17 protein-coding genes are annotated in these 16,655 nt (G+C 34.5%); 14 read left to right on the top strand and 3 right to left on the bottom strand.

Translation table 11 applies throughout. The features are described 5' to 3' along the window. Nucleotides 1–66 precede the first annotated feature (66 nt). The 5 genes from EZS29_RS10270 (at nt 67) to EZS29_RS10250 (ending at nt 4,577) form a co-directional block, all read left to right on the top strand. A complete protein-coding gene (locus EZS29_RS10270; RefSeq protein WP_130609949.1) occupies nt 67–1,260 on the top strand; it encodes a tRNA-dihydrouridine synthase family protein in 1,194 nt (397 codons plus the stop codon). Beyond that, nucleotides 1,244–1,477, top strand: coding sequence for a hypothetical protein (locus tag EZS29_RS10265; RefSeq protein WP_130609946.1), 234 nt, complete (start codon nt 1,244–1,246; stop codon nt 1,475–1,477). Before EZS29_RS10270 ends, EZS29_RS10265 begins: the two co-directional genes overlap by 17 nt. A gap of 160 nt (nt 1,478–1,637) precedes the next feature. Continuing rightward, nucleotides 1,638–2,261 carry an HNH endonuclease gene (locus EZS29_RS10260; RefSeq protein ID WP_130609943.1) on the top strand — a complete coding sequence of 208 codons (624 nt, stop codon included), beginning with the start codon at nt 1,638–1,640 and terminating at the stop codon, nt 2,259–2,261. A gap of 180 nt (nt 2,262–2,441) precedes the next feature. Continuing rightward, nucleotides 2,442–3,275: an alpha/beta fold hydrolase gene (locus EZS29_RS10255; protein ID WP_130609940.1), complete on the top strand. Its 834-nt coding sequence runs from the start codon at nt 2,442–2,444 to the stop codon at nt 3,273–3,275. A gap of 147 nt (nt 3,276–3,422) precedes the next feature. Then, complete coding sequence (locus EZS29_RS10250; RefSeq protein ID WP_130609937.1) at nt 3,423–4,577, top strand: branched-chain amino acid transport system II carrier protein; 1,155 nt, start codon at nt 3,423–3,425, stop codon at nt 4,575–4,577. Nucleotides 4,578–5,002: 425 nt separating this feature from the next. On the opposite strand, the gene EZS29_RS10245 is transcribed toward EZS29_RS10250, so the two are convergent. Continuing rightward, nucleotides 5,003–6,553: an ATP-binding protein gene (locus EZS29_RS10245; protein ID WP_130609934.1), complete on the bottom strand. Its 1,551-nt coding sequence runs from the start codon at nt 6,551–6,553 to the stop codon at nt 5,003–5,005. A gap of 377 nt (nt 6,554–6,930) precedes the next feature. Between EZS29_RS10245 and ccoN the strand changes: the two genes are divergently transcribed. From ccoN to EZS29_RS10235, 3 genes are read left to right on the top strand one after another with little or no spacing between them, the layout of a single operon-like run. Beyond that, nucleotides 6,931–9,078 carry a cytochrome-c oxidase, cbb3-type subunit I gene (gene ccoN / locus EZS29_RS10240; RefSeq protein ID WP_130609931.1) on the top strand — a complete coding sequence of 716 codons (2,148 nt, stop codon included), beginning with the start codon at nt 6,931–6,933 and terminating at the stop codon, nt 9,076–9,078. Next, a complete protein-coding gene (locus EZS29_RS15940; RefSeq protein WP_172603889.1) occupies nt 9,075–9,233 on the top strand; it encodes a hypothetical protein in 159 nt (52 codons plus the stop codon). Before ccoN ends, EZS29_RS15940 begins: the two co-directional genes overlap by 4 nt. Continuing rightward, nucleotides 9,223–9,798, top strand: coding sequence for a c-type cytochrome (locus EZS29_RS10235; RefSeq protein WP_130609928.1), 576 nt, complete (start codon nt 9,223–9,225; stop codon nt 9,796–9,798). The genes EZS29_RS15940 and EZS29_RS10235 overlap by 11 nt, the downstream gene beginning before the upstream one ends. Here the strand turns inward: EZS29_RS10235 and EZS29_RS10230 are convergent. Next, complete coding sequence (locus EZS29_RS10230) at nt 9,795–10,472, bottom strand: sulfite exporter TauE/SafE family protein (protein WP_130609925.1); 678 nt, start codon at nt 10,470–10,472, stop codon at nt 9,795–9,797. The two genes, EZS29_RS10235 and EZS29_RS10230, sit on opposite strands and share 4 nt — an antisense overlap. Here EZS29_RS10230 and EZS29_RS10225 point away from each other — a divergent pair. Genes EZS29_RS10225 through EZS29_RS10215 form a run of 3 tightly spaced genes read left to right on the top strand, consistent with a single transcriptional unit; the run spans nt 10,453 to nt 13,490 of the window. Then, nucleotides 10,453–12,906 (top strand): heavy metal translocating P-type ATPase, encoded by a 2,454-nt coding sequence (locus EZS29_RS10225; RefSeq protein WP_172603888.1) that lies wholly within the window; start codon nt 10,453–10,455, stop codon nt 12,904–12,906. The two genes, EZS29_RS10230 and EZS29_RS10225, sit on opposite strands and share 20 nt — an antisense overlap. Next, entirely contained in the window at nt 12,894–13,085 is a 192-nt protein-coding gene (gene ccoS, locus EZS29_RS10220) for a cbb3-type cytochrome oxidase assembly protein CcoS (RefSeq protein ID WP_130609919.1), read from the top strand. The genes EZS29_RS10225 and ccoS overlap by 13 nt, the downstream gene beginning before the upstream one ends. A gap of 24 nt (nt 13,086–13,109) precedes the next feature. Then, the gene (locus EZS29_RS10215; RefSeq protein ID WP_130609916.1) at nt 13,110–13,490 is read left to right on the top strand and encodes a response regulator; all 381 of its coding nucleotides are present in this window, start codon (nt 13,110–13,112) and stop codon (nt 13,488–13,490) included. Here EZS29_RS10215 and EZS29_RS10210 read toward each other — a convergent pair. Then, on the bottom strand, nt 13,482–13,784 hold the full coding sequence (locus tag EZS29_RS10210) for a rhodanese-like domain-containing protein (RefSeq protein WP_130609913.1): 303 nt from the start codon (nt 13,782–13,784) through the stop codon (nt 13,482–13,484). The two genes, EZS29_RS10215 and EZS29_RS10210, sit on opposite strands and share 9 nt — an antisense overlap. A 146-nt stretch (nt 13,785–13,930) precedes the next feature. Here EZS29_RS10210 and EZS29_RS10205 point away from each other — a divergent pair, with 146 nt between their 5' ends. The 3 genes from EZS29_RS10205 to EZS29_RS10195 are packed head-to-tail and all read left to right on the top strand — an operon-like array spanning nt 13,931 to nt 16,651. Beyond that, a complete protein-coding gene (locus EZS29_RS10205; RefSeq protein ID WP_130609910.1) occupies nt 13,931–15,604 on the top strand; it encodes an ABC1 kinase family protein in 1,674 nt (557 codons plus the stop codon). Nucleotides 15,605–15,610: 6 nt separating this feature from the next. Further along, nucleotides 15,611–16,030 (top strand): hypothetical protein, encoded by a 420-nt coding sequence (locus tag EZS29_RS10200; RefSeq protein WP_130609907.1) that lies wholly within the window; start codon nt 15,611–15,613, stop codon nt 16,028–16,030. A 60-nt stretch (nt 16,031–16,090) separates the two neighbouring features. Then, the gene (locus EZS29_RS10195) at nt 16,091–16,651 is read left to right on the top strand and encodes a hypothetical protein (protein WP_130609904.1); all 561 of its coding nucleotides are present in this window, start codon (nt 16,091–16,093) and stop codon (nt 16,649–16,651) included. Nucleotides 16,652–16,655 lie beyond the last annotated feature (4 nt).

Here is a 16,655-nt window from a genome sequence, read left to right as displayed (position 1 = left end):
TGAAGCTTAGAGTTTTTTCACCTATACCACGCATTGTTTGTAAAAGAGATCTCAAAGAGGAATGCTGTGCTATCGACACCGAATAAAAATATTATAAACAACAATTCCATAGGCTTGGCACCAATGGAAGGTGTGACCTGCCTAGCCACTCGTCTTTGGTTTTCACAAACATCTCAGCCAGATTTTGCTGTGACACCTTTTTTACGTGTCACTCGAGACTACCCTTGGAAACGGGTTGCTTCAACGTATGCAGCAGAAATTTTTGACCTAAAAAATTGTTTCAACTATGCACTCATTCCTCAGCTGATGGGCACTGCGCCAGAAGATTTAGAGCGGATTGCGGCTCCTCTGTTAAGGGCAACTTCCTTTGTTGATATCAATTGTGGCTGTCCTTCGCCAAAAGTTGTTGGCAGCCATGCGGGCAGTGGTTTATTAGAAAAGACTGAAGTTTTTTATAATTTCCTTCATGGTTTAGAAAACCTTCTTGGAGCTCAAAAATTCAGTATAAAAATGAGATCTGGCTTTTCTTCGGATGATGAATTTCCAGAATTATTAAAGATAGTAGCTGATGCAAAATTATCTCAATTGACCTTACATGCACGCACCCGCAAAGATCGTTACACAGGCAAAGCCCGATGGAGCTTAATTGATGAAGCAGCAAAAAAATTAGACTTTCCCGTAGTAGGTTCTGGGGATATTACAGATTTAGGTAGTTTTAAATATTTGCGTGAACAAGCTCCAGAAGTCAATAAGTTTATTGTTGGGCGGGGAGCTCTGCGTAACCCATGGATATTTATGGAGTTAAGAGAAGGGCATGCAATTTCAATTTCAAGTTATGCTCTTTTAAAATCTCTCGCTTGCTTTGCTCTTTTGCAAGAAATATTAGCATGCAACAGTCATAAATTGATAAATTTAATTGAACGGGGTGATTTTTTATCAACATGTGGTACAAAAGAAGAGGATTGGGAGAATTTGTATAGCAAATTGTCGCAAGCTGTCTTTGATGATTATATTTCAATAGATAAACTTCATGTTGAACGAGCGAGTTTTGCGAGAGTAAAAATGATTTGGAATTCGCTAAGAAGTTCTTTGCCCGAAAAGTTTATGGAACCCACTTTGCTGAGAACGGCCTGTTTTTCTGATTTCTCCTGTAGTTTTATGAGTTTGTGTGAGAATAAAAATATCCTTTTGCCTCTTGAATATAAAGAACAGTATGATTGGATCTACTCTGGAGCAAAGAATAATGAACGAGATAAGTAATAAAGAGAAAAATAAAGATAATAAGCATGAAATAATCGGCAAAAATATCCGGCAAGACGATGCAATAAATTTATGGAACCAATATCAGAAGCAATTGAATAAGAAAAAAATGGGATCTGCAATATTTATATCTATAGTGCTTTTTATTGTTATATTACTAGTATTTATTGGACTTTATATTGTTATGTCGACACATGCACCTCTGAGCGGTTCGTAATTTTGACCTCATACACTATTGATTTATTAATTCTCTACCGATAAGATTATTGTAAGTTTAGAGTCATATAAAAATAAATGTTTTCATCATTTTATATATCATTAAAATGATCAGAAAGTGGCGAGTCTGATTGTTTTTTTCAATATAATCAGGATGGTTTATGGGCAGTTTTGAAAGAAAAGTGCTTGTTCTTGATGCGCGTTTTGAACCTGTGAAAGTCGTCACAATGGAAGCTGGATTTGTTCTTATGTATGCGGGCAGAGTTTCAGTTATCCTCGAATCCGATCGAGTTATTCACGGTGTTTCTCGGACGTGGAAAGTTCCTTGGATTGTTCGTCTCGAGGGATGTAGACCGCGCACAAAAAGATTGAATGGTCCACGATTTTCAAGGCAAAATATTTATTTAAGGGATGGATTTCGTTGTCAATATTGCAATTGGAGCGGTCCATGCTCGAATTTAACTCTCGATCATCTTATTCCATCGGCAAAGGGTGGAAAAACAACTTGGGAGAATATCGTAACAGCATGCAAAACATGTAATATGAAAAAAGGTGCAAAAACGATTGAAGAACTTGGAATTCGTTTGCAGAGACCCCCTTCAAGACCGCATTTGCATCCGACTGCACTTTTCCCATTGCGTTATGGTTTGACTACAAAAAATTCACCAGTTGTTTGGGTTCCCTATCTTGACCTGTCTGTTGCAGATAGGGCTTTTGCCGTGGGGTTTGATTCATCCCCTGTCTTTATACCCGCATTTCAACACGGTATGGGGATTCAATTTTAAATTATTTTATTATAAATCATTAAAAAATGTATGAGTAAAAAGTGTTTAATAAATATTCATTTCTATACGATCCCAAATAAAAATAAGTTTCAAAATTTATTTATTAATTATTAAAAATTTGCTTCTTTTCATTTTTTTAATTATAAAATAATGTACCAAATAATTATTTGGAGATAAATTATGCATTTATTTCAAGATTGTTTTACCGAAGTCAATAGATATAAAACGCGTTATTGGTCGGTAGGTGAAGGATCTTCTGTTATTTTATTGCTACATGGATTTGCTTTATCGGTTGAATTTTGGAGCGAAAATATTTTAGAGTTTTCCAAGAATCATAAGGTTATTGCTCTTGATTTACTTGGATTTGGTTTAACAGATAAACCAAAAACAAAACCACAATTAGAAGAACACCCTAGATTTGTTTTTGAGTTTTTGCAAAAATTAAGTATTAAAAAAGTAAAAGTTGTAGGGCACTCAATGGGTGGACTTATTGCAATTAAATTTGCCCAAATGCATCCAGAAATGGTAGAAAGTTTAGTCCTTGTTGGAAGCGCAGGATTTAAGCGAGAAATTCCACTTCATTTTTCTATATTATCTCTTCCTTTTGTTGGTGAAATTTTGGTAAAGCCTAATAAAAGAGGCTTAGCCAGTGCATTGCGGCGGAATACATTTGACAAAAATATTATTAAAAAAGACAAAATAGATTTATTGTATAATATGTCACTTCATCCGCAAATGGGTAAAACTTTATTGTGGATAAATAGAAGCGCTATCAATCTTTTTGGTTTTAAAAATAAAATAATAAAAACAATTAAAAAAGAAATTCATAAATTACATATGCCGGTTTTAATAATATGGGGCAGAGAAGACTCCATAATTTATGTGAGCCATGCACAAGCAGGACAAGAGCTAATCAAGCATGCTCAAGTCGTTATTTTTGAAAACTGCGGGCATTTACCGCAGATTGAGCATCCAAAAAAATTCAACGACCTAGTACTTGATTTTTTTTCATAGACTAAATCAAGTTTAACGTAATGATATTTAAGAGATGTTAGCTCCCTCCATAGACTATACGCTATTTTAAAAGTTGACAAGAAGTGTATAAAAGGATTCTATGGCCACTTGTTTTGGCTAGTCATCCAGTTCTTTGGAGATTTTATCATGTCTGCTCAAGTTAGATCGGTTGCAAAAATCAAAATATTTATAGCGGGTTTTGCAGCATTTGCAATGTTTTTTGGTTCTGGAAATCTTGTATTTCCACTTCTGTTAGGAAGTAAAAGTCCAACTAATTGGTTTTATTCATCATTAGGCCTTGCAATTACGGGAGTCTTTGTTCCATTTTTAGGTCTCGTTGCAATGACATGTTTAAAAGGCTCGCAAGATGCATTTTTTCGTTGGCTTGGAAGGATTGCAGGATGGATTATTCCCTTTTTAATTCTCTTACTCATAGGCCCATTTGGAGTCATTCCTCGCTGTATTGCAGTGGGCTATGGTGCATGGCAATCCTTTTCAGAACAAACCCCTCTTTGGTTATTTACCTTGGGTTGTGTCGGAATAATCTGGATAGCAACCTATAGTAATTGCAAAATAGTTGATGTTATAGGAAAATATTTTACCCCATTTAAATTGGGAGCTTTGGCACTTGTCATTGGTGGTTCGTTTTATTTTGCCATAACTTCGCAGCAGGGTATAGTAAGCAGTTCTGCAGCAGTATCACCTGCAACTTCATTTAAGGAAAGCTTTTTTGAAGGCTATCACACGATGGATCTTATGGCTGCACTCTTTTTTGGCGTAAGTTTAGTTCATTATTTTAAAGCAAAAGAAAATGATGTCATTCCATTTAAACCAACATTAATAGCTATGGCAATTGGAATGTTTTTATTATTTATTGTTTATATGGCACTTGTTTATTTAGGTGCTGCATACTCAGCACAAATAACTCATCTCCCTGCTACACAAATGCTGCCAGAAATTGCCAGTATTGCTTTGGGTGAAACTTCAGATTATTTAATTTCATTTACATTGGTTGTTTCTTGTTTAACAACGGCTGTTGCATTGACAGCAGTGTCAGTCGATTTTATTTGTGAAAAAGTTGCTTTTTTAAGACAAAAACGTCAACTCACTCTAGCTTTAAGTTTAATTATTACATTTATTATAGCGTTGACTGGATTTACAGGAATTATGTCTCTCATGGCGCCTATATTAACTTGGTTATATCCTTTTGTTATTGGCCTTACAATATTAAATATCGCAGTTCATTTTTATAAAAGAAGAAAATCTTCAAAATTAGATCAAAATGGTAAAAAAGCAGCTTGAAGTTTTCTATATCTAATTTTTCATGAGCACGCCAATAAAAGCCAAGCTAAATGTAAAAATTTTACTTGGCTTTTATGTGGGACTAAAAACATTTTATATTTATAATTAAACTTGTGATAGTGCATAATGCTTAAATCAAATAAATGAGTTAAGACGATTTATAAACATTATTATTAAATTAAAGACTTTCTTGACAAGGTTAATGAATTGCTTTAATAATCGTTTTCAGCATGAAATGCTATTTATTATTGATGAAATAAAATAGCATAAAAATAATTTTGTTACGGCACTCTGTGTCTGAGAATTTTAATTTTTATTATTCTAATGTTTTACAATGACTGGGGTAAATAGTCTTTCATGCTTTTTTTGTTGTCTTTTGTAGTTTATAATGGAAAAAATATCATATCATATCTAATTTAGTGCAATTAAAAAATATTTTCAGTAAACATTTTATTAAGAATTCTATAACTTAAAACAGAACTGATATAATGCTCTGATTTTTTCAGTTCTGGAAAAAGTAAGTTAAAATAAAACATGAGTTCATTGATTTTTATCTGCCCTCTGTTCGATAGACTTTGAAAATCAGGATTTGCTTGAATAGTAGCTTCATGCCAAAACTTTATTTCCTGTCTTAGTTTTGCATTTAAGTCCAATCGCTGCAATTCAATAATTTTTTTGCTAAGCAAAATGCTTCCTTCTTTTTTAAGTATTTCTAAGAGATGTCTAGAAAAAATATCTAAGTTGTTTTCATCAAAATGATTTTCAGCCCATAACTGTATAGAAAAGCGATCGAGCAAAGGTCCGCTGAGTTTTTGCAAATACTTTTTGCTGTCACTTGGATTGCAACGGCAGGGTCGCTTGCGTGAGAAAAGATAACCGCACCCACAGGGGTTGGTCGTGGCACACAGTTGAAATTTTGCTGGATAGGTGATTTGGCCACCTGAGCGCGCAAGACTCACTTGACCTGAGTCAAGAGGTTCTCTAAGAGATTCTAGGCTTGTTCGAGAAAACTCTGCCAATTCATCCAGGAACAAGATGCCATGGTGGGCGAGCGAAGCTTCACCGGGTTTGAGCGTTTGTCCGCCAACGAGGGCTGCAGAGCTTGCAGAGTGATGAGGCGCACGAAAGGGTCTTTCGTTTTGAATTCCGCAAGGGTGAATGAGTTTGACTTCAATTTTTTCTTTTTCACTGAGTGGGGGAAGAAAGTGAATAATTTTATCGATTGAAAAACTCTTTCCCACCCCAGGTTCGCCTGCAATGAGAATATGCGATCGGCTTAAGGCTGCAATGAGAATGGCAACGCAAATTTTAGGATTTTTTGCTAAGATTTTAATATTATTGGATACCTCTTGCTCATTCATAAATGTGGAATCGTATGTTTGTTGATATTTTGAAAGGGGTTGAAATGGAGCTCGCTTTTTTATGCTTCCTAATTCGCTTATTTTTCGGGCAGAAATCCACTCACTGAGCGATGCATAGAACTCTAAATTGTGTGCAGGCGTAAACAATTGGTTTTCTAGCTTTGCATATGGCAAACAAAATATGGCTTCTTCTTTTTGCATGGAATGAAGTGCTGCAAAATAGACCAAAGGATTTTCTATTGCTTTTATTTGTCCTGAAAGTGATATTTCCCCAGCAAGATACTCCTTGACTGGGGGTAAAAGTTTTGCGCCTTTTTTATTTTCTTGAAACAAAGCATAAATAATAGAAGTAGCGACTGCGAAATCCAATTGACATGTAGGTGTGCGTGAAAGTTTTAGGGAATCGGAAGGAGTGATATTCACAACCACTCTGCGTGCAGGAATAGGTATTCCGATACACTCCAATGCTGAGCGAATGCGCTCACGCATATCTCTTGTAATTTCAGGGCTGAGCCCTAAAATATTGAGGCCTGAAAATCCGCTGCCAACAACTGTTTCTATTTCGACATGAATGACTTTAACTCCAACAAGTGTGCATGAATATGTTTTAGCCAATGAAAACCTCTTGAATAATATATATTTTAATTAAATGAAGCTGATAAGAAAATCAGTCTAAAAATAAAATTTAACACTCTTGAGGCAATTAAAATAAGCCGATCATTTTTTGTGCAGACAAAATAAAATTGAACAATTTTTTATTTTTAATTTAATAGTAAAAAACCGATAAATTTTTAAAATATTCAAATTTGGTAAGTTATTAAAAAATAATTGAGAATCATTCTCAATAATAATGTCATATTTTCGTCAGCTATGACAATAATAAGTCAAACATAATTTCCCAGTTACCTTGAAATAAATTTTTAAATAATTAAATATAATATCGATATTGTATTTTTCTTTTTATTATTTAAAAAGAGTTGTAGGAGTTGAGGATGAGTTTAGAACGGTTTCGATACAATGATGATATTGTTAAGAAGTTTATAATAGCGACAATCATATGGGGGATTGTCGGAATGTTGGTTGGAGTTATAATTGCTATCCAACTTTTTTTCCGACCATTTAATTTTGACTTACCATGGCTAACGTTCGGCAGATTGCGGCCTCTCCATACGAACGCAATTATTTTTGCTTTCTGTTTAAATGGTGTTTTTGCAGGAATATATCACTCATCTCAGCGTCTGTTAAAAACGAGAATGTATAGCGATTTTTTATCAAAAGTACATTTTTGGGGCTGGCAGCTCATTATAGTGTTAGCAGCGATCACTCTACCTCTGGGACTCAGCACTTCAAAAGAATATGCTGAACTTGAATGGCCAATTGCAATTTTAATAACTCTTGTTTGGGTTGTTTTTGCCATTAATTATTTCATGACAATTGCAGTGCGCCGTGAAAAAGTATTGTATGTTTCTATCTGGTTTTATATTGCAACTATCATTTCAATCGCATTATTGCATATTGTAAATCATATATCTTTGCCAGTTTCACTTTTTAAGAGCTATTCAGCCTATTCTGGTGTGCGTGATGCCCTCGTGCAATGGTGGTATGGGCACAATGCCGTTGCCTTTGTTTTAACCACGCCTTTCTTAGGAATGGGTTATTATTACATTCCAAAATTAGTCAATCGTCCTATTTATTCTTATCGTCTTTCTATACTTCACTTTTGGTCGCTTATATTTATTTATATGTGGGCAGGTCCGCACCATCTTCAGTACACAGCTCTACCAGAATGGTTGCAATCTTTGGGCGTTGTTTTTTCAGTTATGCTCATCGCTCCATCATGGGGGGGAGGGATTAACTTTATTTTAACGATTAAAAGCGCTTGGAAAGAAATGAAGGATCATCCTTCCATAAAATTCTTTTTAGCTGCGATTATATTTTATCTCATCGCTACCTTAGAAGGTCCTATACTTTCTTTTAAAGACATAAATCGTGTTGCTCATTACACCGATTGGATTATAGCCCATGTGCATGGAGGCGCTTTAGGATGGAATGGTTACCTTATTTTTGCCATGCTTTATTGGCTAGTGCCTAATATTTATAAAACAACTCTTTATCGTAAAGAATTAGCAAATGTACATTTTTGGGTTTCATTAATTGGTATACTTGTTTATACTATACCTATGTGGATTGCTGGTGCTTATTTGGGTATTGTTAGAGAAAGTATTACAGACGGTGTGTTAACTTATCCAAATTATATGGAAATGGCTAAAACTATTTTACCTTATCATTATATTCGAGCTATCGGTGGTAGTTTATACTTAATTGGTTTTATCATTGGTGCATATATTTTATTTAAGACAATCCGCTTGGCAGGTAAGGTACCAGATACTGAAGCAGAAGCTGCACCTTTTTCAAATATCGAGCACAATAAAACTACATTTGGTTCATTACAAAAGGCAGCAGAAAATTTAGGTCTCGTTATGGGAATGCTCTCTTTAATCGCTGTTTCAGTTGGTGGAATTATTCAAATCCTGCCGATTCTAATTTCCCATTCAACCGAAGAAAGAATTCCTACTCTTAAGCCTTATTCTCCTCTCGAGCTTGAAGGCCGCGATATCTATATTCGTGAAGGTTGTAGCAATTGTCATTCGCAAATGGTCAGAACATTTAAAGAAGAAGTTATGCGCTATGGTCCTTATTCAAAGGCGGGTGAATTTGAATATGATTTCCCACACCTATGGGGATCTAAGCAAACAGGCCCTGATTTACACAGACTGGGTAAAAAATATGGTGATTTGTGGCATTATAATCATATGATGGATCCAACCACAATGACTCCTGACAGCACCATGCCTAAATACGATTGGCTGGCAAAAGACCTCTTAAATACTTCATACACAAGCGATAAATTGAAAGTCATGGCAAAATTGGGCGTTCCCTATTCTGCTGAAGAAATCGAAAATGCCAATGCGCTGTTAAATAAACAAGCAGAAGAAATCCAAAAAGGTCTTGTCTCTCAAGGCGTAAATATCAGTTCACAATCCGAAATGATTGCGCTGATTGCATATCTGCAAAGGCTTGGTGTCGACGGAAATACATTTGAACAATCCCAAAAAAATAAAGAGGAAAGTAAAAAATGATACGTGAGCTTGCCTCGGATCATTCAGATGTATTTCTCACTGCAATTGTATTTGGGGGAACATTTTTACTTTATATAATTTGGATGATTTGGATTTCAATTTTAAGTAAAAAATATATAAAACATTGTGGAGATTTGCCAAAAAATGACGACTGAGAATGAAGATAAAAAAAATAAAAAAGAAGTAAAATTTTTAGAACATGATTTCGATGGAATTAAAGAACTCGACAATCCAATTCCGCTCTGGTTCCATTGCTTATTTTTCGGCACCATTTTTTTTGCTGCCGCTTATTTATTATATTATCAGATATATAAAGGTGGTGGCACTATTAAAAAAGAATATCTCATATCGATGGGACAAGAAAGCCCTGGAAAATCTGGTGGGGAAGCGCCATTTGATTATAAAAATTTTCTACAGGACGCTGATAAAATTGCGAATGGAAAAAAAATATATGCCTCAAATTGTGCTTCTTGTCATGGTATGAACGGGCAAGGTACTGTTGGTCCAAATCTGACTGATGATTATTGGGTTGCGGGCGATACTTTTGCTGATGTACAAAAGATTATAGAAGAGGGTGAACCTGCAAAGGGTATGCCAGGCTGGAAAACAATATTAGGCGATAAAAAAATTCAAGACCTCGTCCTTTATATTGCATCCATTCAAGGAACAAATCCTCCAGGGGCAAAAAAGCCTGAAGGGAAACCTGGTAAATTGCATTAATGGCAATTTATTTTATGTTCGGTGGACTGCTCATGTGTATGATTAAAGAAGTCGCTAAAAACACCTCCTCGCATGAGTGCAAAAATAGCAACAATTAAAAGTAATAATATTGAAACATATTTTGCAATATGTTCATTTTTTCGAGTCAGGAAAATAAAGACTCCTTTACCACCAATGAGTACAGGAGAAGTTACGATTGAAAAAATAAGCATTCCTAGACCACTGATAACAGGGTTTGCATATGAAATACACATAAGAATGGCAGTATATAAAAACCCACACGGTAACAGAGCTGTGACAATTCCAAGAGTTGCTGAATAGGATAAGGGGGAGTATTTCATCAAATTATTTAAGATTTTTTGTGAAATCATAGATTGATTGAGTGATGATTTTTTAAGAAGGTAACAGATTTGAAGTATAGAGACGATTGCAACTATCCAAGCGATTTTTCTAGCAGATAAACCTAAAAACTTTTCAAAAAATAACGAACCAAAAAATCCAGATAAAACACCGATAGTTGTGTAAGAAAACAACCGAAACATGAAGTATTGCCAGGTCTTTTTATGACAGGTGGCAACCATTGGAGAACACATTCCTAGGCAGTGGAGCGATCCGGAAAAGCCGAAGATGGCGACCGATGATAAAGGAACTAAAATGTCTAAAAATTCACTCATAAAAAAAGACTCCCAATATGAACAAAACAATATATTAATAACACAAAATAGAAGTGATCAAGAAATAAATTTAGAAAATAAAATGCCTGAATTTTGTCTTCACTGCCAAAATTCTTTGGACAAAAAAAGAGTAAATTATTCTTTCTGTTGTAAGGGATGCTATTCGGTTTTTTATTTTTTAAAAGCGCAAGATTTAAATAAATATTATGAAATAATGAAGCTGGTTGGTGAGCAACCTGCGCAAGCGCAAGATTATAATGAGGCACATTTCTCGATTTTTCGCGATAATAATTTAAATACTATTTTTAAATTCAAAGAGGATAAATGGGCATTTTTTGTCCCAGAAATTAAGTGTGCAGCCTGTATCTGGTTAATAGAGAAAATTCTTTCAAGAGATTCTAATATCACTGAAATTTCAGTTAATTTAATTGATAGAACAGTGAGTTTTTCTTTTATAAATAAAGATGAAAAGTCTCTCGAAAAAGCTGCTCGTATGTTAATCTCTGCAGGTTATGATGTATTACCGCTTCCTTTCTTATCTTCGAAGGAGTTTCGATCCAAGTATGAAAAAGAACGGATAAAAGATATTGCAATATCTGGATTCGCCTTTGGCAATGTCATGATTTTTGCAGTGAGTTCTTATTTGGGAGCATATTTCGGTATTGATAATAATATCAATAAACTTTTTATTGTTTTGAGTATGATCATATCTGTTCCTACCGTTGTCTATGCAGGAAGAAGTTTCTTTTATAATTCTTACAGAGCGTTTAAAAATAAGCTTGTGCATATTGATATGACAATTTCTTTTGCACTTATTGTTTCTTTATTTGTGAGTATTTATGAAACTATACTAGATTCTGGTAAAGTTTATTATGATACAATTACTGGCTTGATTTTTTTATTACTTGTTGGTCGTTATTTCCATGAAAAATCCTTAAATAAAGCAAAAGAACTGGGTGAGTCAATTAAAAATATTTTACCTATAGAAGCTTATTCAATAAAAAAAGGTGATATATTTATTGTACCAGTTGGTAAAGAATTTCTTGCTGATGGGAGAATTATTGAAGGAGAAACCGAAGTCAATGAAGCATCATTAACAGGTGAAGAGTTTCCTATTTTTAAATGCGTATCAGATCATGTTCTTGCGGGTTCACAAAATATTTTAAAACCAGTTAAAGTGGTTGCAGAAAAAACAGGATCTGAAACTTGGATTTCATCCCTCGAGAATTTAATTCAAACTGCAAAATCAAGAAAATCGCAAATAGAATCTGCAATGGAAAAAATTCTTCCCTATTTTACATATTTAACAATATTAACAGCTGTTTTGGCATTTATTGTCTGGTTTTTTATTGATAAAACAAAAGCCTTAGATGTTTTTGTTGCTATTCTCATTATTTCCTGTCCCTGTGCATTGGCTTTGGCAACTCCGCTCACAATGTCTTCTGCATTAAAAAAACTCTGGGAAAAAGGTGTGATTGTAAAAAGTTCAGAAACACTCGAAACAATTGCCAAAATTGATACGGTTATATTTGACAAAACAGGTACTTTAACTGAAGGCAATTTAACCATTAAGAATCACTTTTTTCTGCAGGGAAGTTTACCTGAAATTACAGAGAAATATGTTTTAAATATTATAGCGCATGTGGCGAAGAATTCTTTACATCTTGTCTCAAAAGCAATCGCCCAAAATTATTTAACAAATGATTTGCAAATTCAATTGATTCATATCGAAGAGTTTGCTGGGAAAGGGATTCAAGCATTTGCAGACGGAAAAGAAATAAGAATTGGCAAACAAAATTTTGTTGGCTATGAGGATTTAACTGAATCAGATGATTATTGTGCTTATGCAAAATATGATAATTTAATTGTAAAATTTGTTTTGTCAGAAACGATTAGAGCTGATGGAAAAGAATTTATTCAATTCTTAAAAAGAAAAAATATTGAATCTTATATTTTATCGGGTGACAGAAAGAAATCTGTGCAAAAAATAGCATCTTCTTTGCTGATTAAACCAGAAAATTGTTATTCAACTCTCTTACCTAATGAAAAACTCGAGTTTTTAGAGCACTTACAAAAAGCAAAGAAATGTGTTTTGGCGATTGGTGATGGTGTTAATGATGCTGCAATGTTAGCCAAAGCGCATGTGGGTATTGCCGCTCATGGAGGGGTCGACGTGGCTCTGCATTCTGCAGATATTTTTTTACGCAAGCATGAAATGAGCTTATTAAAAAAGACTTTTGAGTATTGCAAATACATAAAACAGACTTTAATAATTTTATTTACAGTTAGTTTATATTATAATATAATTGTAGTTATCTTAGCCGCATTTGGATATGTCAATCCATTATTTGCGGCATTATTTATGCCATTTTCTTCTTTAACGGTTTACCTAATTGTTTTTTTTCGTAAAGGAGATAAAATATGGCAATCATAATGTATTTAGCAATATTTATGCTTATAATTGGCGGAGCTTTTTTAATTATTTTTCTTTTTGCAGTTAAAAATGGTCAATTTGAAGATTTGAAAACACCCGCACATAAAATCTTACTGGACGATTCTGTGGACGAGCCACCCCCTAAAGTAGAAATAAAAAATACCGAAAAGAAAGTCTAGAATTCTTTCGGCTTGAGGTCCTCAATGGCAAAAACTATTTTGATAGTGGATGATGCATTAACAGTGCGAAATCTTGCAAAATATGCCCTATCTAAAGGTGGTTATAATATATTAGAGGCAGAAGATGGTTCTGTGGGTTTGGCTGTGACACGCTCAAACACAGTGGATCTGATTATTTCTGATCTCAATATGCCTAAAATGAACGGTCTTGAAATGGCAAAAGCAATCAAATCCGATCCCAAAACTCAAAACATTCCAATATTTATGCTTTCAACTGTGGCAAGTCAAGAAGTTGCTCAACAGGGCAAAGAAATAGGCATCATGGTTTGGATTGTAAAGCCTTTTGTTCCTGATAAACTATTGGCTGCGGTTAAAAAAGTTCTTGAAGGTATCCCCTTAAAATAACTCTTTTAATTCCTCATAGCCCCCTGGGCTGGCATACCTTGTTTTTTTAAATCCTTTATGAGTCAAAAACATCTCTGCTTTTTCCGCTCTTCCCCCAGACTTGCAATAGATAAAAACTTCGTTGTCAGATGGGATTTCGAGATACCTAAACTCAAGGTCAACTATTGGAATATGTAAACTCCAGGGTAGAGAACCATTTTGTACTTCTTCATTATTCCGAACATCCAATAAAGTACTCTTATTTTTATCCGCACTTTTATACATTTGTGTAAACTCTCTGCAATTTATTTTCATACAAGCCTCTCGGGTGATTAAATTTAAAGCAGTAATATTTCGTATTGCAAAACAAATTCCTTAGATAATAAATTACCAGTGTATTATAAATGAATCGAGGTTTGTAAACGATAAAAATTCCTCAGGTTGAAAATTGAGAGGTCTCTATGCCTTCAAGCATATTACAAAAATTTAGAAATATTGGGAGGCTTACCCATATTGTAAATATTTTAGCGCGTTATGGATTTAAAAGGGAGATTCAAAGAACTGAGTTACGTGATCTCATTCAATCCCAAACGAATGATTCAAGTCTACATGAGCAACATATGAACACCCCTCATTCCATAGCGAAACGTTTGGCTATGGCCTTTGAAGAACTGGGTCCAACATTTGTAAAATTAGCACAGATCCTTGCTGCAAGAGAGGATCTTTTGCCTAAAAATTATGTAGAAGAATTTAAAAGATTGCATGATAGAGTAAAACCTCTACCAAAAGAAGTGGTTGAAAAATGTTTAATTGATGAGTTTTCCGAAGATATTCTAGCGGAAATTGAAGACTTCGATTATGTGCCGATTGGTTCCGCGAGTATAGGTCAAGTACACAGAGCTCTGCTAAAAGATGGACGGCATGTGGTTTTTAAAATTCAACGGCCAGATATCAATATTATTATTTCAAATGACTTAGCGATCTTAATGACCATAGCTTCTATTTTAGAAACAGCTATGCCTGAGTTAAGACTTTTACGGCCAACAGTGATAATTGAGGAACTCCGGCGTTCTTTGCTCAACGAATTGGATTATTTGCGCGAAGCTTCAAACACAGAAAGAATGCGTGCTTTTTTTAAAGATCATAAAAACATTGAAATTCCTCAGATATTTTATAAGTATTGTACTTCAAAAATTCTCTGTATGAGTGAGATTAAAGGCACAAAACTCACAGGTAAATTAGAAATTAAAAACACAAAGTCTTTGGCCCGTCTTGGAGTGGAAGCTTTTCTTGACATGACCTTTAAATTTGGGGTTTTTCATGGGGATTTACATCCAGGTAACTTTATTCTGATGGACAATGGGAAATTAGCAATTATCGATTTTGGACTGACAGTGCGACTCAAACGAGACATTCGCAATACCATGGCTTTTATGTTTTACTCCTTGTCAAAACAAGATATTGAAACCTGTGCTCGGTTATTTATAGATTTAACCGAAAATGATGATCTGACCTCAAATGATCAATTAGAATCTGAAATCACAGAAATATTAGACAATATCATCACTCTCCCCGCACAAGAGATGCATTTAGGTAAAGTTCTTATGCGTATTGCAAAAGTATCTGCACGCAAAGGAGCTCCCCTTGAAAGAGAATTGATCCTCTTCTTTAGAGCTTTGATTGCTCTAGAGAACTTTGGTCGCAGTATGGATGCAAAATTTCAAATTCTAGAGTTTTCAACAGAATATGCAGAAAAAAATGCGTTATTTCATTTCGATAAAAAATGGTTTGAGCGCAATATCAGTTTAGCAATGCATGATTCCGGAGCATTTATTAAGGATTTACCAATAACCCTAAGAATTCTTGCAAAAAAATTGCAAACCGGCTCTCTCGCCTTTCAGTTTAAGAGTGAAGATATTATATTTTTGACTCGCGAAATCGATCGCGCATCAAATAGATTAAGCTTAGCAATATTAATTGGTTCTATAGTCTTGGGCAGCAGTATTGCTACTTATGGAAAACAAGGTAGACTGTACGACTCCTTAGCCACATTTGGATTGATTGGCTTTGGTATTGCTTTGGTCTTAGGCCTTTGGCTCATATTAGGTATCATTCGTTCAGGACGATTTAAGTAGAGAGATATGCTTCAAGAATTTTGTGTGGACATATGGTTTTGTTACGGTAGTTTCTCCTATGGATTTGAAAGTGAAATTCATGATTTTGGAGAGAACGAATTGGCATTGTCGTTGCAAACGCAAAATGAAGAACAGGGGGCGCAGATTGACTCTTTTTTCGAGCAAGTTGTGGATAAACCTAAAGGTTTACTCAGAGTTGAGTTGCGCGTTTATGGTCCTGAAAAGGTTTTTAAACGTCATAAAATTTCGGGACCTGTGCATCTGTTTACAGATATCGTTCCAAAACAAATCCCCTATGAGGGGAAATCACCACTGTTAAAATTTGTTTCGGTCAAAGGTATTTCTCCTACCAACACAGAATATTGGCATAAACTCGTCCGTCAAATTTGGAATCAAAGGCAACAAAAAGCTTCACAAAAAAGATAGTATGGAAATACAATGATGCTTTTTTAAAATTGCATTCTTTCTAAGCTCGGAGGTTATGCCTTGCGGCGGAAAATAATTTATTCCATAGTTTTTTTTATAGCATTTCTTAATATCATATTTATTTTTTCAAATTTAAATGCTGATTCAGGACACGAGAATCCTTCACATGAAGTTAAGAAAGTGAATGGCGAAGAGGTCTATGAGCCTAAAAGTGATGAACATGCTCTCAAAAAAATGACTTTACCTGAAGCTAAAAAAGGCGAGAAAAAAACAGAAAAGAAAGAGATAGAAACTAAAGACCCACATGGAACCATGGTTAATACCCAAACGAATATGGAAAAATCAAAAGAACACTCATCGGAGAGTATGAAAAAAGAAATGAGTCATCCAAAAGACTCTATGAAAGAGCATGAAACAAATAAAAAAGAAATGAGTCATCCAAAAGACTCTATGAAAGAACATGAAACAAATAAAAAAGAAATGAATGAAAAAGAAATGGCAAAGAGCACTAAGTTAACAAACTTTGAAGAAGAGCCTTTCAATATTTATAGACCAAAAGGATATATTTGGTTTGCAGCGGTTTTTGTGATACTTCTCTTTGTGATATTTGTATTCACCTAATTTT

The organism is Fluviispira sanaruensis (assembly GCF_004295685.1).
In the GTDB taxonomy this organism is placed as follows: Bacteria; Bdellovibrionota_B; Oligoflexia; order Silvanigrellales; family Silvanigrellaceae; genus Silvanigrella; species Silvanigrella sanaruensis.
The sequence above is the reverse complement of the archived record's forward strand: the minus strand, read 5'-3'. Positions and strand labels throughout refer to the sequence as shown.